General features: G+C 60.0%; 18 protein-coding genes and 1 other RNA gene. 1 reads left to right on the forward strand and 18 read right to left on the reverse strand.

The annotated features are described in order from the left end of the window. The 18 genes from lpxC to rnpB all read right to left on the reverse strand — a co-directional run bounded on the left by lpxC (position 1) and on the right by rnpB (position 19,725). Positions 1 to 912 (reverse strand): UDP-3-O-acyl-N-acetylglucosamine deacetylase, encoded by a 912-nt coding sequence (gene lpxC, locus A3GO_RS0110295; protein WP_029133322.1) that lies wholly within the window; start codon positions 910 to 912, stop codon positions 1 to 3. 305 nt (positions 913 to 1,217) lie between these two features. Next, complete coding sequence (gene ftsZ, locus A3GO_RS0110300) at positions 1,218 to 2,387, reverse strand: cell division protein FtsZ (protein WP_029133323.1); 1,170 nt, start codon at positions 2,385 to 2,387, stop codon at positions 1,218 to 1,220. Between the two features lie 75 nt (positions 2,388 to 2,462). Then, the gene (gene ftsA, locus A3GO_RS0110305; RefSeq protein WP_029133324.1) at positions 2,463 to 3,698 is read right to left on the reverse strand and encodes a cell division protein FtsA; all 1,236 of its coding nucleotides are present in this window, start codon (positions 3,696 to 3,698) and stop codon (positions 2,463 to 2,465) included. A gap of 70 nt (positions 3,699 to 3,768) precedes the next feature. Beyond that, positions 3,769 to 4,530 carry a cell division protein FtsQ/DivIB gene (locus A3GO_RS23520; protein WP_051302147.1) on the reverse strand — a complete coding sequence of 254 codons (762 nt, stop codon included), beginning with the start codon at positions 4,528 to 4,530 and terminating at the stop codon, positions 3,769 to 3,771. Further along, positions 4,530 to 5,453, reverse strand: a complete 924-nt coding sequence (locus A3GO_RS0110315; protein WP_029133325.1) for a D-alanine--D-alanine ligase — start codon at positions 5,451 to 5,453, stop codon at positions 4,530 to 4,532. Before A3GO_RS0110315 ends, A3GO_RS23520 begins: the two co-directional genes overlap by 1 nt. Next, on the reverse strand, positions 5,450 to 6,355 hold the full coding sequence (gene murB, locus A3GO_RS0110320; RefSeq protein ID WP_029133326.1) for a UDP-N-acetylmuramate dehydrogenase: 906 nt from the start codon (positions 6,353 to 6,355) through the stop codon (positions 5,450 to 5,452). Before murB ends, A3GO_RS0110315 begins: the two co-directional genes overlap by 4 nt. Positions 6,356 to 6,509: 154 nt before the next feature. Beyond that, positions 6,510 to 7,955 carry a UDP-N-acetylmuramate--L-alanine ligase gene (gene murC, locus A3GO_RS0110325; protein WP_037375127.1) on the reverse strand — a complete coding sequence of 482 codons (1,446 nt, stop codon included), beginning with the start codon at positions 7,953 to 7,955 and terminating at the stop codon, positions 6,510 to 6,512. Further along, positions 7,952 to 9,031, reverse strand: coding sequence for an undecaprenyldiphospho-muramoylpentapeptide beta-N-acetylglucosaminyltransferase (gene murG, locus A3GO_RS0110330; RefSeq protein ID WP_029133328.1), 1,080 nt, complete (start codon positions 9,029 to 9,031; stop codon positions 7,952 to 7,954). The genes murC and murG overlap by 4 nt, the downstream gene beginning before the upstream one ends. Beyond that, the gene (gene ftsW / locus A3GO_RS23525) at positions 9,016 to 10,197 is read right to left on the reverse strand and encodes a putative lipid II flippase FtsW (RefSeq protein WP_051302149.1); all 1,182 of its coding nucleotides are present in this window, start codon (positions 10,195 to 10,197) and stop codon (positions 9,016 to 9,018) included. Before ftsW ends, murG begins: the two co-directional genes overlap by 16 nt. Continuing rightward, on the reverse strand, positions 10,194 to 11,546 hold the full coding sequence (gene murD, locus A3GO_RS0110340) for a UDP-N-acetylmuramoyl-L-alanine--D-glutamate ligase (RefSeq protein ID WP_029133329.1): 1,353 nt from the start codon (positions 11,544 to 11,546) through the stop codon (positions 10,194 to 10,196). The genes ftsW and murD overlap by 4 nt, the downstream gene beginning before the upstream one ends. A 31-nt stretch (positions 11,547 to 11,577) precedes the next feature. Continuing rightward, positions 11,578 to 12,660 carry a phospho-N-acetylmuramoyl-pentapeptide-transferase gene (mraY, locus tag A3GO_RS0110345; protein WP_029133330.1) on the reverse strand — a complete coding sequence of 361 codons (1,083 nt, stop codon included), beginning with the start codon at positions 12,658 to 12,660 and terminating at the stop codon, positions 11,578 to 11,580. 1 nt (position 12,661) lies between these two features. Beyond that, positions 12,662 to 14,023, reverse strand: a complete 1,362-nt coding sequence (locus A3GO_RS0110350) for a UDP-N-acetylmuramoyl-tripeptide--D-alanyl-D-alanine ligase (protein WP_037375129.1) — start codon at positions 14,021 to 14,023, stop codon at positions 12,662 to 12,664. Next, on the reverse strand, positions 14,020 to 15,537 hold the full coding sequence (locus A3GO_RS0110355) for a UDP-N-acetylmuramoyl-L-alanyl-D-glutamate--2,6-diaminopimelate ligase (RefSeq protein ID WP_051302178.1): 1,518 nt from the start codon (positions 15,535 to 15,537) through the stop codon (positions 14,020 to 14,022). Before A3GO_RS0110355 ends, A3GO_RS0110350 begins: the two co-directional genes overlap by 4 nt. Positions 15,538 to 15,545: 8 nt before the next feature. Next, complete coding sequence (locus A3GO_RS0110360; protein WP_037375130.1) at positions 15,546 to 17,309, reverse strand: peptidoglycan D,D-transpeptidase FtsI family protein; 1,764 nt, start codon at positions 17,307 to 17,309, stop codon at positions 15,546 to 15,548. A 2-nt stretch (positions 17,310 to 17,311) separates the two neighbouring features. Further along, positions 17,312 to 17,584 carry a cell division protein FtsL gene (gene ftsL / locus A3GO_RS0110365; RefSeq protein WP_029133334.1) on the reverse strand — a complete coding sequence of 91 codons (273 nt, stop codon included), beginning with the start codon at positions 17,582 to 17,584 and terminating at the stop codon, positions 17,312 to 17,314. After that, the gene (rsmH, locus tag A3GO_RS0110370) at positions 17,581 to 18,516 is read right to left on the reverse strand and encodes a 16S rRNA (cytosine(1402)-N(4))-methyltransferase RsmH (RefSeq protein ID WP_029133335.1); all 936 of its coding nucleotides are present in this window, start codon (positions 18,514 to 18,516) and stop codon (positions 17,581 to 17,583) included. The genes ftsL and rsmH overlap by 4 nt, the downstream gene beginning before the upstream one ends. Positions 18,517 to 18,518: 2 nt before the next feature. Then, positions 18,519 to 18,974 carry a division/cell wall cluster transcriptional repressor MraZ gene (gene mraZ, locus A3GO_RS0110375; RefSeq protein WP_029133336.1) on the reverse strand — a complete coding sequence of 152 codons (456 nt, stop codon included), beginning with the start codon at positions 18,972 to 18,974 and terminating at the stop codon, positions 18,519 to 18,521. Between the two features lie 388 nt (positions 18,975 to 19,362). After that, positions 19,363 to 19,725, reverse strand: an RNA gene (gene rnpB, locus A3GO_RS25350) — RNase P RNA component class A. A 173-nt stretch (positions 19,726 to 19,898) separates the two neighbouring features. On the opposite strand from rnpB, the gene A3GO_RS0110380 reads away from it, so the two are divergent. Next, positions 19,899 to 21,083 carry an aspartate aminotransferase family protein gene (locus A3GO_RS0110380; RefSeq protein ID WP_029133337.1) on the forward strand — a complete coding sequence of 395 codons (1,185 nt, stop codon included), beginning with the start codon at positions 19,899 to 19,901 and terminating at the stop codon, positions 21,081 to 21,083. Positions 21,084 to 21,103 lie beyond the last annotated feature (20 nt).

Genomic DNA, 21,103 nt, shown 5'->3' on the forward strand with positions numbered 1-21,103 from the left:
TCAGCTTGCCTGAACCGGTTTCATATAGGAGATGGGCACACTATCTCCCTCTTCGAAGGTCACCTCTTCCCAGGCGGACTCATCCGCTATCAGCGCCTTGAGCAGTTTGTTGTTCAGGGCGTGCCCTGATTTATAACCGCTGAACGCGCCGATCAGACTGTGTCCGAGCAAATAGAGATCACCGATGGCGTCCAGAATCTTGTGCTTGACGAACTCATCCTCGTAACGCAAGCCATCCTCGTTCAACACCCGGTAATCATCCACCACAATGGCGTTGCTCATGCTTCCGCCAAGCGCCAACTCCCGCTCGCGCAGCATTTCAATGTCACGCAGGAAACCAAACGTCCTCGCGCGACTCACCTCTTTAACGAAAGAGGTGGAGGAAAAATCGATAGTGGCGGACTTGGTACGCTCGGCAAATGCCGGATGATTGAAATCAATACCAAAGGAGACCTTGAAACCGTCAAACGGTTCGAACGCCGCGAATTTGTCATCCTCCTTGACCATCACCTTGCGCTTGATGCGAATAAAGCGTTTAGCTGCATTCTGCTCTTCCACGCCCGCCGACTGGATCAGAAACACAAAGGGTCCCGCACTGCCGTCCATGATGGGAACCTCAGGGGCACTCACATCCACATAGGCATTATCAATCCCCAGGCCGGCAAAAGCGGAAAGCAGATGCTCCACGGTGGAAATCTTCAGGCCGTCCTGTTCCAGTGTGGTGGAGAGCCGGGTATCGCCGACGTTATCCGGCCGCGCCGCGATCTCGACCGGTTCATCCAGGTCAACCCGACGGAACACCACTCCGGTGTCTATCGCCGCGGGACGCAGGGTAAGGTATACCTTTCCCCCCGTGTGCAGACCCACTCCTGTAGCACGAATAACGTTCTTGAGCGTACGTTGCCGTATCATGTTTCCTGTATTCCCCATCTCCCGGCTACTAAACGGCCGGATGGTATCACACATTTCGCTTATTGAGCTAAACAGAAACCCACTAACCGCGAACTGCGCCCTATAAAAATAGTGCCAGGCTCAAACATCTGCCAGATGAATACCTGCCCCCCGAACACCCATTAGGGTATTCCCTCGTTAAGTACCAGTTTCACCCTTCTATTGCAAGTTTATTTCGCCCGCAGGAACGGGCACTGGCCGCTCCGGGAGCCGGTTAGCGGGTAATCCGCCACACCTGCCTTATCAAGGTGTCTGGCACTCACGCCTCAATCTGCCTGGCGCCGCAGGAATGCCGGGATATCCAGATAGTCCATGTTGTGTTCCTGTGCAGCGGCAACATAGGATTTAGCCGCCTTCCTGACTACGGTCGGGCTATCCATTTCACGATAATCAGTCGGCCCCGGTGCCACCACATCGGAATTGACCAGGCGCACCGGGGGAGCTTCTTCAATCACCGACGGCTTGATTTCCACCGTACCCACAGAGCCGAGACCGGTGGCCACAACGGTAACCCGCAATTCATCGCTCATATCGGGATCGATCACGGTACCCACAACCACAGTAGCGTCATCGCAGGCAAACTCCTTGACCGTGCTGCCCACCTCGTCGAACTCACCAATCGAGAGATCCAGACCTGCGGTGATATTCACCAGAATACCCTTGGCGCCCGCCAGATTGACATCTTCCAAAAGCGGGCTGTTGATCGCCTGTTCCGCTGCATCACGCGCCCTGTTTTCACCCTTCGCCGAGCCGGACCCCATCATCGCGGTACCCATTTCGGACATCACGGTACGGACATCTGCAAAGTCGACATTGATCAGGCCCGGACGGGTAATCAGCTCGGCAATACCCTGTACCGCACCCTGCAGCACATCGTTGGCCGACTTGAAGGCGTTCAGCAGGCTCATGTCGCGCCCCAGTACCGCCAACAGCTTTTCGTTGGGAATAGTGATCAATGAATCCACATACTGGCTCAACGCCTCGATGCCCTGATCGGCAATCTGCATTCGTTTCACGCCCTCGAACGGAAACGGCTTGGTCACCACCGCCACTGTCAGAATACCCATTTCACGGGCCACTTCGGCAACCACCGGCGCCGCTCCGGTACCCGTTCCGCCCCCCATACCGGCGGTAATAAAGACCATGTCACTGCCCTGCAGGGCCTCATGGATGCGCTCCCTGTCCTCCATGGCCGCGTCGCGCCCCACATCGGGATTGGCACCGGCGCCGAGTCCCTTGGTGATATTGGAGCCCAACTGAAGCAGCGTGCGCACCTGACTATTCTTCAGTGCCTGAGCATCGGTATTGGCACAGATAAAGTCCACCCCTTCGATGCTCGCATTCAGCATGTGGTTGACCGCATTGCCACCGCCGCCGCCGACACCAATGACTTTGATCACTGCGTTCTGACTGTATGCATCCATTAATTCGAACATGTCACTCTCTCCTCATGATCCAGGCCCTGCTACACGGCCACCTGAAAAAACCCAAAAAATGTTTAAAAACAAAACTTAAAAATTGCCCTGAAACCAGCTCTTCATGCGAGTCCAGATCGCTTTGAAATTGTTACTCCTCGGGAGATCCTGCAATCGTCCCGTCTGGTTCTGCCGCCCGAACAGCAGCAGACCGACCCCTGTCGCGTAGATCGGATTACGTACTACATCCACCAACCCCGTTACATACTGCGGAACACCCAACCTCACCGGCATATGAAATACCTCTTCCGCCAGCTCAATCAGCCCCTCCATCTTGGAACTGCCGCCGGTCAACACAACACCTCCGGCGATCAGATCCTCAAACCCGCTGCGTCTCAGCTCCGCCTGGACCAGGCTCAGCAACTCCTCATATCTTGGTTCCACCACTTCGGCCAGAGTCTGGCGGGACAACCTCCTGGGCGGCCTCTCACCGATGCTCGGCACCTCAATGGTCTCGTCACTGGCCGCCAACTGGGTCAGTGCACAGGCATAGCGGATCTTGATCTCTTCCGCATGCTGTGTCGGCGTGCGCAAGGCCACCGCAATATCGTTGGTCACCTGGTCACCGGCAATGGGAATCACCGCGGTGTGGCGTATCGAGCCCTCGGTAAAGACCGCGATATCGGTGGTGCCGCCGCCGATATCCACCAGGCAGACACCCAGCTCCTTTTCATCATCGCTGAGTACGGCATAGCTTGAGCTCAGCTGTTCAAGGATCAGGTCATCCACTTCAAGCCCGCAGCGCCGGACACACTTGACGATATTCTGCGCTGCGCTGACCGCCCCGGTGACCATGTGCACCCGGGCCTCCAGGCGCACGCCGGACATACCCACCGGCTCGCGGATTCCCTCCTGCTCATCGATAATGAATTCCTGTGGCAGGATGTGCAGGATCTTCTGGTCGGCGGGAATGGCCACGGCTCGTGCCGCATCAATCACCCGCTCGACATCGCCATGGGTCACTTCCCGGTCCTTGATCGCCACGATGCCGTGGGAGTTGAGGCTGCGAACATGATTTCCCGCAATGCCGGCATGCACAGAATGAATCTCGCAACCAGCCATCAGTTCGGCCTCTTCCAGGGCCCGCTGAATCGACTGAACAGTGGATTCGATATTCACCACCACACCCTTCTTCATCCCGCGCGACGGATGTGAACCGATGCCAATAATCTCAATCTGATTATCCGGCTTGATCTCACCCACGATGGCCACCACCTTTGAGGTGCCGACATCGAGCCCGACAATCAGGTTTTTTTCTGTCTTTTTGGTCATTAAAACCGTTCCTCTGCAACCGGGCACATCCCCACCCTGTGACTGGTCGAGACGTTTATTTTCATTACCTTCAACTTGCTTCTCCCCAGAGCACCGCCACCCCATTGGCATAGCGCATGTCCACTCGCTTCACCCTGCGCTTCTCCGCCTGTTCAAGCATTGGATAGAGCCGCACAAACCGGTCCACCCTCGCCTCGGTATCCGTATGACCCAGCTTGAGTTCCATCCCCTGTTTAAACCCCACGGTCCAGGCGCCTCGCCCGTCCATAACCAGTCGATCGATATCCAGCTTCAGGGCGACAAACCGACTGCCCATGCGCTGGTAGCGGGCAACGATTTCCGTCGCACTGTCCGCAGGGCCTGCCAAACTGGGCAGCTCCGTCTTCAGCGCCTCGGACTCGGGGGTAAACACACCCCCACGTCCATTCACCAGTTGTGAATCACCCCAGCGCGCCAACGGCTGCTGCTCTTCCACCCACATATTCAGGGTATCCGGCCAGATACGCCTGACGGTTACCTGATCGACCCAGGCCAACTTCAGCGCCGCCGCCCTGACCGCATCCAGATCGACGGTAAAAAAGTTGCCATCCACCACCGCACCGACGGCCTGTTCCAACTCTCGACGATCGAGATTTCTGAGCTCACCATCGATCCGCACAAGCTTGAGCGGCAGTACCGCCGGATCACGCAGGGTTATCACGCCCCAGACTCCACCACCTGCAAACAGCAGCAGCACACCGAGGACGGTCAGCCAGTGCAACAACCGCTGCAACATGCCGGCACCGGCTGCCGCCTCGGCCTTCTGTGTGGTTTTGCGGGGCTCCATCGCCATTAGCCGCTTACCCGACTGGCCGACAAAATCCGCCAGACCAACTCATCAAAATCGATACCCGCCGCCCGGGCCGCCATCGGCACCAGACTGTGGCTGGTCATGCCCGGCACGGTATTCACTTCCAGCAGATAAGGGCTCCCCGCTTCATCCAGCATGATGTCGACACGGCCCCAGCCTTGCGCTCCAACCGCACGGAACGCCTGCTCCGCCAGTCGCTTCAGCGCCTGCTCTTGTTCTGTATCGAGGCCACAGGGGCAGTGATAGGCCGTGCTGTCGGCCTGATATTTAGCTTCATAGTCATAGAAGGTATTGGGCGTCTCGATGCGGATCAACGGCAACACCTGGTCGTCCAGAACCGATGCCGTATACTCGGCGCCGCTGATCCAGCGCTCCGCCATCACCTCGATGTCGTAACCGGCCGCCTGCCGCCACGCCTCTTCCAGCTGCTGGCGACTCTCCACCTTGGCCATACCAATGCTGGACCCCTCGTGGGAGGGCTTGATCATCAGCGGGAAACCGAGCGCCTCAGCGCGATCCAGATCAGCCGCCTGTTCCAGCATGACAAAATCCGCTGTGGGCAAAGCCAGTCCATTCCATAGCAGTTTGCAGCGATACTTATCCATGCCCAGCGCGGAACCTGCGACGCCGCTGCCGGTATAGGGCATACCGATACTCTCCAGCGCGCCCTGGATCACCCCGTCCTCACCGCCGCGACCATGCAGCATGATGAATACCCGGTCGTAATGCTCCTGTTGCAGCAGGCTGAGCACATCCCGTCCAGCATCCACGCCATGGGCATCCACACCCCGGCGAACCAGTGCCTCCAGCACCGCCCGACCGCCCTGAAGCGACACCTCCCGCTCAGCCGAAAGCCCGCCCATCAGCACCGCCACCTTGCCGAAATCTGCTGCCAACTCTGTCATAGCCGCTCCTCCGCCTCACCGACGATATGTACCTCGGTAATCAGTTCCACACCGCTGGCCGCCTGCACCTGTTTCCTGACCTGTTGAATCATTGCTTCAATATCCATGGCCGTGGCATCACCCCGGTTGATGATGAAATTGGCATGCTTCTCCGAGACCTGGGCCCCGCCAATTACCGTCCCCTTCAAGCCGGCCGCCTCGATCAGGCGCGCGGCATGATCACCGGGCGGATTCCTGAACACGGAGCCGCAACTTGGCTGGCCGATCGGCTGACTGCTGTTGCGCCGTTCCAGCAACGCCCGTATCTGCCGCTGGCTTTCACTGACATCACCCGCTTCCAGGCGCAGGGTTGCGGCCAGGAACCACTCCTCCGCCGGTCGCTCCACCTGCCGATAGCCCACCTTGAACTCAGTCGGCAGGCGCTTGTGCAATTTTCCTGTTCTGTCCACCGTCTCCACGGCCGTCACATGAGTCCAGGTCTCGCCGCCGAAGGCGCCGGCATTCATTGCCAGGGCGCCGCCGAAGGTGCCGGGAATACCGGTCAGAAACTCCACCCCACAGAGTCCCTGCCGCGCCGCAAACCGTGCCACCTGGGCGCAACTGACGCCGGCTTCGACCCGCAATTCGGTAGCGGAAACCAACTCCATCCCATCCAGCCGGCCCTGGGTGGCAATCACCGTGCCGCTGAAACCACCGTCCCGGATCAGCAGATTGCTGCCCAGACCCAGCCACAACAGGGGTTCGCCCGCCGGCAGGGTGGCGAGAAACTGCAGCAAATCGGCGCTGTCGGCCGGCCGGTAGAGCTGGCGCGCCGGACCACCCACCCGCCAGGTGGTGTAGCGAGCCAGCGGTTCGTTGAACCGCATCTCACCACGCAGAGAAGGTTTGTCCTGTGCCGCCATCACGCGCCCTTGCCTCCACATGGCCGCGGCCGCTCCGGCCGTTTCCCAGGCGCAGCCGGGGGACGGATCAGCGCCCGCGACTTGTCACGCAAGGAAAAAATCCCTGAGAGTGGCTCACCACAACCCATATGCAATCGTCGATTCACCTCGTCTGTCACGACTCACCTCCCTGCTGTTGAAACCAGCCCGGTAACAGGGCGGCAACCTGCCCGATATCCCCGGCCCCCAGGGTCAATACAATGTCACCATCCAGAATCATCCCTTCCAGCAGCTCCGGCAGTTCGCCGATCGGATCGACAAACACCGGGTCGACCTGTCCCCGCGCCCGGATGGCACGACTCAGGGAACGACCATCCGCCCCGGCTATCGGGACCTCACCCGCGGCATAGACCTCTCCCAGCACCAGTACGTCGGGCCGCGAAAGCACCTGGGTAAAGTCATCAAACTGCTCCTGGGTGCGACTGTAACGATGCGGCTGGAACACCAGCACCAGCCGTCGCTCCGGCCATCCCGCGCGCACGGCGTCCAGGGTTGCCGCAACCTCGCGCGGGTGATGTCCATAATCATCCACCAGCATGAACCGCCGACCATCGGTCAGCGCGCATTCGGTGGCGTTGAAACGCCGCCCGATGCCCTCGAATCGCTCCAGGCCGCGCTGGATCGCAGCCACATCCACACCCACCTCATGTGCCACCACGATAGCCGCCAGGGCATTGAGCACGTTGTGTCGCCCCGGCATGTTCAGGGTCACATCGAACGACTGCTCACCGCTGAAGGCGACGCTGAAATGAGTGCGCAGCCCCTCTTGCCGAATCCCGCTGACGCGGCAATCCGCATCCGCCGATTCGCCATAGGTGATCACCTGCCGCGTGACTTGGGGCAGCAGCCCGCGCACTTCCTCGTCATCGATACAAAGTATCGCCAGGCCGTAGAACGGCAGATGATGCAGAAATTCGATGAAGGTCTGGCGCAGGCGATTGAAATCACCGCCATAGGTGGTCATGTGATCCGCGTCCACATTGGTGACGATGGCCATCATCGGCTGGAGATAGAGGAAGGAGGCGTCACTCTCATCGGCCTCGGCCACCAGATACTCTCCACCGCCCAGCCGGGCATGGGTGCCGGCGGAATTGAGCCGGCCGCCGATCACGAAAGTCGGATCCAGGTCACCCTCCGCCAGCAGACTGGCCACCAGACTGGTGGTGGTGGTCTTGCCATGGGTACCCGCCACCGCGATACCGAAATGGAAGCGCATCAGCTCCGCCAGCATCTCCGCCCGGGGTACCACCGGGATACGCTGCTCCCGGGCCATGCGCACTTCCGGATTATCCTCTTTGACCGCGGTAGAGATCACCACCGCGTCGGCACCGGCGATATTTGACGCCGCATGGCCGATATGGATGCTCGCACCCTGTTTGGTCAGTCGGGTGATAGCGGGGTTACTCTTCAGGTCAGACCCGGAGATCCGGTAACCGAGATTGAGCATCACCTGGGCGATACCGTTCATTCCAGCGCCACCGATACCGACAAAGTGCAAGTGACGGATGCGGCCCATGGTGGTTGCCGCCAGGCGACGCTGTGTAGCTTCACTCTTTTTCATCGGCTCGCAATCTCCTCACAATAATCCGCCACGGCATTGGTGGCGCCGGGCATCGCCAGGGCGCGAGCCTTTACCGCCATCTCCATCAGTGCCGCACGATCCACCAACAGCGTCCTCATACTCTCGGAAAAGCCGCTCTGTTCCAGTTCGGCCTGGGGCAGCAGTCGGGCCGCACCCGCAGCCACCAGGTAGTCGGCATTGCGGGTCTGGTGATCATCAACCGCATGGGGATAGGGCACCAGGATGGCGGCAACCCCGGCCGTCGCCAGTTCACTCACCGTCAGCGCACCGGCCCGGCACACCACCAGGTCCGCCCAGGCATAGGCATCGGCCATATCCTGAATAAAATCGCTCACCTCTGCGTCCACACCGAGCCGCTGGTATGCCTCACGGGTTGACTCACTTTTTCCGCGCCCAGCCTGATGTCGTACCAGCGGGCGCTCACTGCCGCCCAAGGTTGCCAGTACCTCCGGTATCGACTGATTCAGCGCCTGCGCCCCCAGCGATCCGCCGACCACCAGCAGCCGCACCGGACCGCTGCGTCCCTGCATGCGCACGGCCGGGCCCGGCAGTGCGGCGATCTCCCGGCGCACCGGGTTGCCGCAGGCTATCGCGCCGACACGCTCACCGAAGCTGCCGGGAAAAGCCTCAAATACCCGCGTGGCCATCCGCGACAACCAGCCATTGGTCATGCCGGGCACCGCGTTCTGTTCATGAATCACCAGCGGTATTCCGAGCAGACGCGCCGCCAGGCCGCCAGGGCCGGTAACAAAGCCCCCCATCCCCAACACCACCCGGGGCCGGCGTTGCCGCAAAATACGTGCTGACTGAAGCATGGCGCGACCGATCTTGAACGGCGCCGATAACCAGCGCTTCAGCCCGTTCCCGCGCAGCCCCTTGATATCCACCAGCTGGATATCGAACCCGTGCTCCGGCACCAGCCGCGATTCAAAACTGTCCGGACTGCCGAGCCAGGAGACCGCTATACCGCGATTGCGCAGCTCCTGGGCGACCGCCAGGGCCGGGAATACATGTCCACCGGTGCCGCCTGCCATCAGCATTACGCTCCCTGCCATGCCGCCCCCCCCTGCTCGACCGGTTCCGGCCGCAGCAGTTCGTAGTCGATGCGCAGCAGTATCGCCACCACCAGGATGGCAACGATGATGCTGTTACCGCCATAGCTCATGAACGGCAGGGTCAAGCCCTTGGTCGGCAGCAGTCCAACATTGACGCCAATATTGATGAACGCCTGCATGCCGATCCAGAGTCCGAAACCATAGGCCACATAGGCAGAAAACCGCCGGCTGTGCGCCTCTGCCCGGGCACCGATGCGGAAGGCACGCCAGACAATCAGGGCAAACAGGGTGATCACCACCAGGGTGCCCAGCAACCCGAACTCTTCACCGATAACCGCCATAAGGAAATCGGTATGGGCCTCCGGCAGATAAAACTGTTTCTGGATACCATTGCCCAATCCGACACCGAACCACTCGCCGCGGCCGAAGGCGATCAGCGCCTGGGCGAGTTGATAGCCGCTGTTTTCCACATCGGCCCAGGGATCGAGAAAGGCGGTCACCCGCTGCAGCCGATAGGGTGAGACCAGTACCAACCCCACCAGCGCCGAGCCGGCAAGACCGATCAGGATGGCGAACTGCCACACCGGGACGCCACCCAAAAACAGCATACCCATGGCCGTGGCCAGCAACACGGTGGTGGTGCCGAAATCGGGCTGCACCATGATTAGCGAACAGGCGATCACCAGCAGCAGCATCGGTTTAATGAATCCCCAGATACTGTGCGCGACCTCCAGCTGCCGGCGCACCAGATATCCGGCGATATAGATCACCATGAACAGCTTCATGAATTCCGAGCTTTGCAGGTTGAATGCGCCCAATGGTATCCAGCGCGTGGCACCGTTCGCCTCGCGACCAACACCGGGCACCAGCACCAGCACCAGCAGCAGCAGCCCGATAAAATAGAGCAGAGTTCCGGAGCGCTCCCACAGCGTCACCGGCACCCGGGAGATGATCAACGCCCCCAGCAACCCCAACCCGATAGCCACCAGATGACGGTTCACATAATAGAAAGGCGCCTCGCCGATCCGGTGCAGTGAAGCGGAGGCAACCATCACCAACCCGAGACCCAACAGCACCAGCGCAGCAAACAGCAGCGGATAATCCAGCGCCGGCAACAGCTTGCGCCCCTCTCCGATGGTAGCCTGGCGATGAGCGGTCAGGTTCATGGGATCAACCTCGCTACCGCATCCACGAACATTTCGCCCCGCTGCTGATAGTTTTTGTACATATCGAAACTGGCGCAGGCGGGCGACAGCAGCACCCGATCCCCCGGCTCGGCGTAACTGGCCGCCAGCAGCACCGCATCATCCATATTCTTGGCATGCATCAACGGCACCGTGTCGCTCAGGGCTTTGGCGATGCGGGGCGCATCCTTTCCCAGCAGGATCACGGCGCGGGCGTGTCTGACCACTGCCGGAGTCAGCGGGGAAAAGTCGGCCCCCTTGCCGTCGCCGCCAGCTATCAATACCGTGCGCGCCGCATCCCCGGTGGACAAGCCCTCCAGCGCCGCGGCGCAGGCCCCGACGTTGGTGCCCTTGGAGTCGTTGTACCAGCGTACCCCGGCGGACTCCTTGATAAACTGGGTGCGGTGCGGCAGACCGGAAAAGCCCACCAGGCTCTTCAGCATGGTGTCGCGAGACAACCCCAACAGGCTACCGATAGCCAGCGTCGCCAGCGCATTGGCGAGGTTGTGTGTGCCGGGTATTTTCAACGCCGAGGTACGGATCAGCCGCTCGGCGCCGTGACAGAGCCAACGCCCCCCCTGGTCTTCGCAAACCCCAAACACCCCTTCATCGGGCTGGCCCAAGGTAAAGAACAAGTCACCCGTTGCGTGCCGATTCATGGCCATCACCTGGGGGTCGTCCAGATTGAACACCGCGGCCTCGGCATCCCGGTAAATGGTCGCCTTGGTATCCATATAGGACTGCAGGTCCGCATAGCGATCCAGGTGATCCGGCGAGATATTCAGAACAACTGCCACCTTCGGCTTTAGGCTGAAGGTGGTCTCGAGCTGGAAACTGGAGAGCTCCAGCACATAGAGCTCCACATCATCATGCAGCAACGACAGAGCCGGATCGCCCAGATTTCCGCCAACAGCGGCCTTCAACCCGGCATCCCGCAACATGACGCCCAGCAGGGTGGTGACGGTACTTTTGCCATTGGAACCGGTAATTGCCACCACCGGCGCCTTTGCCTCCCGGGCAAACAGCTCGATATCGCCGACCACCGGCACTCCCCTGGCCACCGCCTGCTGGATCAGCGGCTCACTCATCGGTACCCCGGGACTGACCACCAACTGCTCCGCCACCGCAAAGGCATCCGGATCAAAGCCGCCCAGAAACAGGGCAATATCGGGTAGCTCCTGGCGCAGCTCACTGAGCCCCGGCGGGGTGTCCCGGCTATCGGTAATCGCCACCGGCACACCGCGGGCCGACAAATAACGGGCACAGGAGAGCCCGGTCTTGCCCAGACCAACAATCAGACTCTTTCTGTTACCCGCCAGTTGCTGTTTCATATACCTTTAAACGCTTCGATGCGTGGTTCCATTAACGAATTTTCAGACTCGCCAGCCCAACCAGGACCAGAATCACCGTGACGATCCAGAAGCGCACAATCACCCGGGGTTCCGGCCAACCTTTCAATTCAAAATGGTGATGCAGCGGCGCCATGCGGAAGATGCGCCGTCCGGTGAGCTTGAATGAAGCCACCTGCAGCATCACTGATACGGTTTCCATTACGAACACGCCGCCCATGATCAACAGCACCAGTTCCTGGCGAACGACCACTGCCACCACGCCAAGTGCGGCGCCCAGTGCGAGAGCGCCCACATCGCCCATAAATACCTGGGCCGGATAGGCGTTGAACCAGAGAAATCCGAGCCCTGCACCCACCAGGGCGCCGCAGAAGATGACCATTTCACCAACCCCGGGCAGATGAGGGATCAGCAGGTAATTGGCGATCTGGGCATGACCCGATGCATAAGCAAAAATACCCAGCGCGCCAGCCACCAGTACGGTCGGCATGATCGCCAGTCCATCCAGACCGTCTGTCAGGTTGACCGCGTTGCTAGTGCCAACAATCACGAAATAGCTGAGCAGAACAAACCAGGGCCCCATGTCGATCACCACGCTTTTCACAAACGGGATAATGAGTTGAGTTTCGGCCGGTAGCGACGAGGTGCTGTAGAGCGCATAGGCGGCGCCGGCACCCACCAGCGACTGCCACAAGTACTTGTAACGGGCCGAAAGTCCCCGGGAATCCTTCAATACCAGTTTTTTATAGTCGTCGTAGAAGCCGATCAGCCCGAACAGCAGGGTTACCAGAATCACGATCCAGACATAGCGGTTGTCCAGGTTGGCCCATAGCAGGGTGCTGACCGCCACCGCCACCAGCAGCAGGGTACCGCCCATGGTCGGCGTACCTGCCTTGGAGAGATGACTCTGGGGCCCATCGCTGCGTACGGTCTGACCAATCTGGTGATGGGTCAGGCGGCGGATCATCACCGGTCCCACGATAAACGAGATCGCCAGGGCCGTGAGTATGCCCAGGATGGCGCGCAGGGTGAGATACTGGAATACACTGAAGCCACTGTTGAACTGGGTCAGGTAATCGGTTAGGTAAACGAGCATCTCAGTCTGTCTCCCGGTCGACGAGTGCGTTGATGACTTTTTCCATTCCGGCTCGACGGGAGCCTTTGACCAGCACCCTGTCACCTGAGCGCAGCTCCTGCTGCAGCCTCTCAATCAAAGACTCGCGATGCTCGAAAACCGCGCCGCCCCGGGTCATCTGTTGGGCCGCCTCACCCGCCTCACCGACGGCGTAGAGATGGTCGATCCCGGCCGCCTGTGCCTGCTGGCCCAGCTCCCGGTAGAACCCCAGGGTGCCCTGCCCCAATTCGCCCAGTTCACCCAGTACCAGAAAACGACGGCCCGGCGCCTGGGCAAGAACATTGATGGCAGCACCTACAGAATCGGGATTAGCGTTATAGCTGTCATCGATCAACCAGACACCCTGCCGACCCTGTAGCGGTTGCAGCCGCCCCTTGACCGGGCGGATTGACGCCAAGCCGTCAACGATATTCTGTTCGCTCGCTCCGACCTGTAGCGACGCGGCAATAGCCGCCAGGGCGTTCATGCGGTTGTGCTCCCCCGCCAGCGGCAGATCAATGGTCAAACTGCCGTTCGGTATATTCACCGCAAAGCGACTGCTGAAGCCCTGCGCATGCCATTGCAGCTCCAGGCTACCCGGACTGCTGATATCGGCCGGCTGACGAATGCCGAATGTGCAGAGACGCCGTCCCGCGGCGACGCCACCCCAGAACGGCGCGAAATTGTCATCGGCGTTGAATACGAAGCAGCCGGTCTCGGCGAGCCCGGAAACAATCTCGCTCTTCGCCTTGGCCACCCCTTCCAGGGTGCCGAACCCTTCCAGGTGCGAGCGGCAGGCATTATTCAGCAACGCTACATCCGGCCGGGTGATTTTGCTCAGATACGCAATTTCACCCGGATGATTGGCGCCCATTTCAATGACCGCAAACTTCTCATCCTGCAGTTTCATCAGGGTCAGCGGCAGACCGATGTCGTTGTTCAGATTCCCCTGGGTGGCCAGCACCGTGCCGTTGCGGCTCAGGATGGCGGCGATCATCTCCTTGACCGTGGTCTTGCCGTTACTGCCGGTCACCGCGATCACCTGTGCCGTGCTTTTCTGACGCCACTCCGCCGCCATCAGCCCGAGCGCGATTCGTGTGTCAGGCACCACCAGCTGCGGGCACTCCAGGGGCATTTCATGATCCACCACGGCCGCGACCGCACCCTGCGCCAGCGCCTGATCGAGGTAGTCATGGCCATCGAAATTGGGGCCTTTCAGGGCCACAAACAGATCGCCGTTAACCAGTGTCCTGGTATCGGTGCTGACGGCGGCAAAACGACTATCACTGCCCAGGTGCCGGGCGTGGATGGCTGGCGCCATTTCAGCAAGCGTGAATGCGATCATCGCCTCACCTCCTGCAATACCTTTTCCACCTGCTCCCGGTCACTGAAATGAAGCACCTGGTCACCCACCAGCTGATAGCTCTCGTGCCCCTTTCCGGCAATCAGAATCAGATCGCCCGGCAGCGCTTCACGGATACTCATGGCAATGGCCTCGGCGCGGTCACGCACGATCTGGATAGGATCCGTATGATCCATACCGGACACGATCTCCGCGACGATGCGATCACCCGATTCACTGCGTGGATTGTCATCAGTAACGATCACCCGGTCCGCCAGCCGCTCGGCAATAGCCCCCATCAACGGCCGTTTTCCCCGGTCCCGGTCACCACCGCAACCGAACACGCACACCAACCGGCCTCCCACATGTTCACGCAGGGCGGTCAGGGCGTGCTCCAGGGCATCCGGGGTATGGGCGTAATCCACCACCACCAGCGGCAACTCGCCACCGCCGAAGCGCTCCATGCGCCCGGCCACTGTCTCCACCCGCGCCAGCTTCTCAAGCGCCGCGGCGAACGGAATACCGCGATAGAGCAGCACAGCCAACACGGCCAGCAGATTGCTCGCATTGAACCGACCCAGCAGCCGGCTGGCGAACTGACCCCGCCCCCAACTGCTATCGATGGTCAGGGACATGCCTTCAACCTCCGGCACGATGCGGGTCGCCTTCACCCAATATTCCGTCTCCGGAACATTGGCCGCATCCGTGCTGTAACCGATTTTTCGCACGCTCTCGGGCAGCACGGAGAGCACCCGGCCGGCAAACGGGTCATCCATGTTGAGCACCGCGCAATTGATCTCACAGGCCGTGAACAGGCGCAGCTTGGCGTCGGCGTACCCTTCCATACTGGCGTGATAATCGAGATGATCCTGGGTCAGGTTGGTCAACAGGGCGACATCAAAACGCACGGCGGCGGCTCGCCCCTGATCCAGGGCGTGGGAGGAGACCTCCATGGCCACCATGTCGGCGCCGCGGTTTTCCAGATCCCACAGCTGGGCCTGCAGATTGACCGCATCAGGCGTGGTATGGCTGGCATTTTCCAGCGCACCCGGCAAACCGTTACCGATGGTCCCGATCAATCCGCAGAGATGCTCCGGGCTGAACACCTGGGCCAGGAAATGGCTGCAGCTGGTCTTCCCGTTGGTGCCGGTGATGCCGAACACCACCAGGCGGTGACTGGGATCGGCATAAAAACGTCCGGCGATGGCGCTAACCTGTTGGCTCAATCCGCTGATCGCATACAGCGGTATCCGCGCCGTCCGCGCCAGCTCCCGGATATCGTCCAGGGTCCAACGCGCATCTGGCTCACAAGCCACCGCGGCTGCTCCGCGATCCACCGCCTGCTGGAGAAATTCAAGCCCATGATGGGCGATCCCCGCACAGGCCAGAAACAGCGATCCCTCACGGATTTGCCGACTGTCCAGGGTAATATCGCTGATTTCCCGATCCGCCAGTGCGGCGGCATCGACCCAGCCGTCAAGCAGCCGGGATAACCGGCAACTGTGGTTATGTGACATGGCCACCATCACCCGCCACCTCCGCTGCCGGCCAGTTTGACCACTGAGTCATCCAGGGCATCGGGGGCAATGTTGAGCAGCCGCAAGGCGCCGGTCATCACTTGCGAAAACACCGGTGCGGCCACGGAACCGCCGTAATATTTTCCAGCTGTCGGTTCATCGATCATCACCACCATCACCAGGCGTGGATCGCTGGCCGGCGCAATGCCGGCGAACACCGAGATATAACGGTCGTCGGCATAACCACCGCTAATGCTCTTTTTTGCTGTTCCTGTCTTACCGGCCACCCGGTAACCGGTAACGGCCGCGGCCGGTGCCGTGCCCTCATCAGTCACCACCGCCTCCATCATTTTGCGCACCGCCCGGGCCGTGGATGCACGCATGACCCGCTCACCCTTAACCGGCGCATCCTGGCGCAGCAGGGACACCGGGTAGCGGATACCATCGCTGGCCAGCACGCCATAGGCGCGTGCCAGTTGCAGGGCGGTTACCGAGAGACCATAACCGAACGCCAGGGTTGCCTGATCGATCTCCGCCCAGCGGCGGTAGGGCGCCAGCTGGCCGGTCACTTCGCCGGGAAACCCGGTACTGGTGGGATCACCAAAACCAACCCGTGAGAAAAAGCCCCAGAACTTGTCCTTGGGCAGATCCAGGGCGATCTTGCTGACCCCCACATTGCTGGACTTCAGGATCACCCGGGCCAGATCGATACGACCGTAGTCGCGATGATCCCGCACCAGATTCCGGCCGACCCGAAAGGTACCCGGGGTGGTATCGATCACCGTACCGGGGGTGTAACGGCCCGACTCCAGCGCGGCGGCAATGGTAAAGGGCTTTACCGTGGATCCGGGCTCGAACACGTCGGTAACCGCACGGTTGCGAAAACGACCGGCCTTGCCGGACTTGGTGCCGTTCGGGTTATAGGCCGGCTGGTTCACCATGGCCAGAATCTCGCCATTGCGGGCGTCTAGAATAACTGCGGAGCCGGACTTTGCCTTGTTCCGCTGCACCGCGCCCTTCAGTTCGCGATAGGCAAGAAACTGCAGACGCCGGTCGATCGATGTCACCAACTCCTTGCCGGCCTGTGGCTCCAGGATGTTCTCCACATCCTTCACGGCCCGGGCACGCCCGTCCTGAATCACCCGCTTGCGGCCGGCAGTTCCCTGCAACCACTCGTCGTAGGCCAGCTCCAGCCCCTCCTGACCCTGATCGTCTATATTGGTAAAGCCAACCACATGGGCGAACACCTCACCGTCAGGATAATAACGGCGATATTCGCGCTGCAGGCCAATGCCCGAGATATCGTTTTCCGCCACATAGTCCATCAAACGTTTGGCTCTGTCGGGATTGACCCGTCGCTTCAGATAGACAAACGAGCGATCACTGCGACGCGCCAGCAACTGGCGCAGATGATCCAGATCCATCTCGAGTATTTGTGCCACCGGCACCAACACCCGACGATCCGGCGACAGGGTGCGGGGATTGGCCCAGATGGAATCGACCGGGGTACTGATGGCCACGGGGGCACCGAAACGGTCCTTGATCATGCCGCGATGGGCCGGCATCTCCACCACCCGGAGATAGCGGCGCTGCCCCTCATTCTGCAGAAAGTCGGTTTCAAAGATCTGCTGGTCAACCGCACGCCAGACCAACAGGGAGGCGGAGAGCGACAACAGGCCCAGCAGGGTCCAGCGCCGGGCGCGATAGCTCGGCAGGGCCAGCTCAACCCGGCGGGCATTCTTCTGACGCCTGTTTCTGGTTTTCCCACTCATGTCTATGGTTTCACCACCACGACCTCCTCGGCCGTCGGTATGTGCATTTTTAACCGCTTGCGGGCAATCTTCTCGACCCGTGCATGGGTAGCCCAGGTACTCTGTTCCAATTGCAACCGCCCCCACTCCACCTCTATCGCGTCACGCTCGGCGCGCAACATCTGCAACGCCACAAACTGTTTACGGGTGGCGTATTTCGAATACACCACTCCGGTCGAAGTCAACAGCAGACTAAAGGCCAGAAACAGCAATATGATCAACTGACCCCGGTTCACTGCTTTCGCTCTGCTACCCGCAACACGGCACTGCGTGCGCGCGGATTCTCTTCCACCTCCCGAAGCGAGGGCTTGATCGCTTTGCCAATCAGGGCAAGACGTGAATTGCGCTGCTGCTCAGTCACCGGAATACCGGCGGGAAAACGATCACCCCGTTCCGCATCGCGCATGAAGCGCTTGACTATCCGGTCCTCCAGCGAATGAAAACTGATCACCGCCAGACGCCCACCCGGCGCCAGAACCCGCAAGGACTGATCAAGACAGGTCTTCAGGTCATCAAGCTCCCGGTTAATATGGATACGGATGGCCTGAAAACAGCGGGTCGCGGGATGCTTGCCCTTTTCCCAGGAGGGATTGGCCGCCGAGACAATTTCAGCCAAGCGCCGAGTCGTCACGATAGGCTGCTCGATCCGTGCCTCGACGATGGCACGGGCAATCCGCCGGGCGAAACGCTCTTCGCCATATGTCTTGAATATCTGCGCCATCTCATCGGCCTCAGCCACCTTCAACCAATCAGCCGCACTGACACCGGTACTGTTATCCATGCGCATGTCCAATGGCCCATCATTAAGAAAGCTGAAACCCCGCTCGGCCCGATCCAACTGAGGCGAAGAGACTCCCAGATCCAGCAACACACCGTTGACCTGCCCATCAACCCCCGCCGCATCGGAAAAACGCTGCAGATCGGCAAAAGAGCCCTGCTGTATTTCAAACCGCGCATCATCCCCAAACATACTCCGGGCGTATGTAACCGCATCCGGATCCTTGTCAATTGCCAGCAAACGCCCCGCCCTACCCAGCCTCTCCAATATGGCCGCGCTGTGACCGCCACGCCCGAAGGTGCCGTCGATATAAATGCCGCCCGGTATAATATTCAGCGCCTCCAGCGTCTCGTGGAAGAGCACCGGCAGATGTGTGTCCGTGTTGGCCATGACTATATCGAGAGCGTTTCTAAGTCGGCTGGTAAATCGAGGTCTTCCAGATTCACCTCATCCAGCCAATCAGCTCGTTGGCTGTTCCAGCGATCCTCATCCCACAACTCAAACTTGTTGCCCTGCCCGATCAGCACGACGTGCTTCTCCAAACGAGCAAAATCCCGTAGGGCGGGGGGCAGCAAAACGCGCCCCTGACCATCCATCTCAACCTCGGTGGCATGCCCCACCAGCAGACGCTGCAGATTGCGAGCCGCCTTGTTAAAGGAGGGAAGTTTCATCAGCTTTCGTTCAATCTCCTGCCATTCAGGCAGCGGGTAGATTAATAGACAATGATCACGGTCTATCGTCACTACCAATTCCGAGGCACAACCCTCCTGCAGCCGCTCGCGATAACGCGTCGGCACAGCCAAACGCCCTTTGGCATCCAGGTTGAGTCTGTTAACACCCCGAAACAATGAACGAGTCCCCCTTTTTTGGAATTCCGATTTCCAGAAAAATCCACTTTTACCCACTTATCCCCATAATAGGTACTCAAATTAGGTATTGTCAAGGAAACCATCCCACCAAAACAGGAGAAAGTTCCTTTAAAGACAGAGGGTTAGGGGCGTCGCTTAAAGAAAAAACAGGCGCACAAGACAATAAAAAACAGCGCGATAAAATGCGGAGTTAAAGTAACTTATAAAGATATATTGAATTTAAGCCCTGTTTTACGCATAAGCTCCACTTTTCCAGGTAAAACGGATCGACGGAGATATGGCAATCGGCCATCAGCAGCATTAACGAGAGAGGGAGGAGGAAAATCACTAACGCAGGAGCAGATACCTCTGCCCTGCCAGGGAATTGGTTGGGAGTCGGCCTGTAAGCCGGGTTCTGTCTTGAATGGTCATTCATCTGGGATGCGCGTCACCGCGCACCTCAAGCGACCTACCCGGGGACCGTGCGGGCCACACGTGGCGATCGAATCGCCTGCCCCCCTATTTGGTCTTGCTCCGGGTGGGGTTTACCCTGCCACTGCTGTTACCAGCAGCGCGGTGCGCTCTTACCGCACCATTTCACCCTTACCAACCGATCCGTGGATCGGTGGCGGTATATTTTCTGTGGCACTTTCCGTAGGCTCGCGCCCCCCAGGCGTTACCTGGCACCCTGCCCGTCGGAGCCCGGACTTTCCTCCGCCTTTTTCAAGGCAGCGACCATCCGGCCGACTCCCGGCGTGGAGGGTAGTCCTATCATCCCGCTTGTGCAAGCCAATTCGGCGGTCCGTCTCTCTTGCCATCCACGACCAATACTCATAGTATTGACGGTTTTCTTGGCTATTTGCGCCTCGCCTGAGGCGACTGAATACTGCTCTTCCCGGTTTGGAGACCTTAAGGATAACGACCATGTCCAACGCTTTGATGGCCACATATAACAGGCTTCCCGTGAGTTTTGAACGGGGTGATGGGGTTTGGCTCTGGGACACCGAGGGGAAACGCTATCTGGACGCCCTTTCCGGCATCGCCGTATGCGGTCTCGGGCATGCCCATCCCGCCATCCAGAAGGCCATCTGCGATCAGGCCGGCACACTGTTACACACGTCCAACCTTTACCAGATCCCGCTACAGGAGAAACTGGGTGAAAAACTGACCGCCCTTGCGGGCATGCAGCAGGTGTTTTTTGCCAACTCCGGCGCCGAAGCCAACGAGGCAGCGATCAAGATCGCCCGCTTCTACGGCAATCAGAAGGGGATTCAGAACCCGGCCATCGTGGTCATGGAAAAAAGCTTCCATGGTCGCACCCTGGCCACCCTGACCGCTACCGGCAATCGCAAGGTGCAGGCCGGCTTTGAGCCACTGGTTCAGGGCTTCGTGCGCATCCCGTTTGGTGATATTGACAGCCTGAAAAATGTCGCGGAGAACAGCCCGAACGTGGTCGCCGTACTGGTGGAACCGGTGCAGGGCGAGGGCGGCATCAATATCCCCGCCGATGACTACCTGCCCCAGATCCGCCAGATATGCAATGAGCACGAATGGCTGATGATGCTGGACGAGATCCAGACCGGTATCGGCCGCAGCGGCAAATTCTTTTCTCATCAGCATCAGGGGATCGTGCCCGACGTCATGACCCTGGCCAAGGCGCTTGGAAACGGTATGCCGATCGGTGCCTGCCTGGTGAACGGCCGGGCCGCCAACCTCCTGGGACCGGGCAACCACGGCACCACCTTTGGCGGTAGCCCGCTGGCCTGTCGGGTTGGACTGGCAGTGGTCGAGACGGTCGAGCAGTTCAATCTTACCGCCCGGGCCGAAGTACTGGGGGCAAAGCTGCTGGCCGACTTTGCCGATGCCCTGACGGATGTTGCCGGCGTGGAGGAGATCCGCGGGCAGGGCCTGTTGATCGGTATCGAACTGGAGCGCCCCTGCGGCGAACTGGTCAAACAAGCCCTGGAGCAGGGCCTGCTGATCAATGTCACCGCGGACACCGTCATCCGCTTGCTGCCACCACTGATCATGAGTGACAAAGAGGCTGCCAAACTGGTGCAAACCCTCTCCACCCTGATCCGGGATTTCCTGACTGAGCAGAGCGATTGAGGCGTAACACCTGCGCAAGG

The organism is Sedimenticola selenatireducens DSM 17993, assembly GCF_000428045.1.
In the GTDB taxonomy this organism is placed as follows: domain Bacteria; phylum Pseudomonadota; class Gammaproteobacteria; order Chromatiales; family Chromatiaceae; genus Sedimenticola; species Sedimenticola selenatireducens.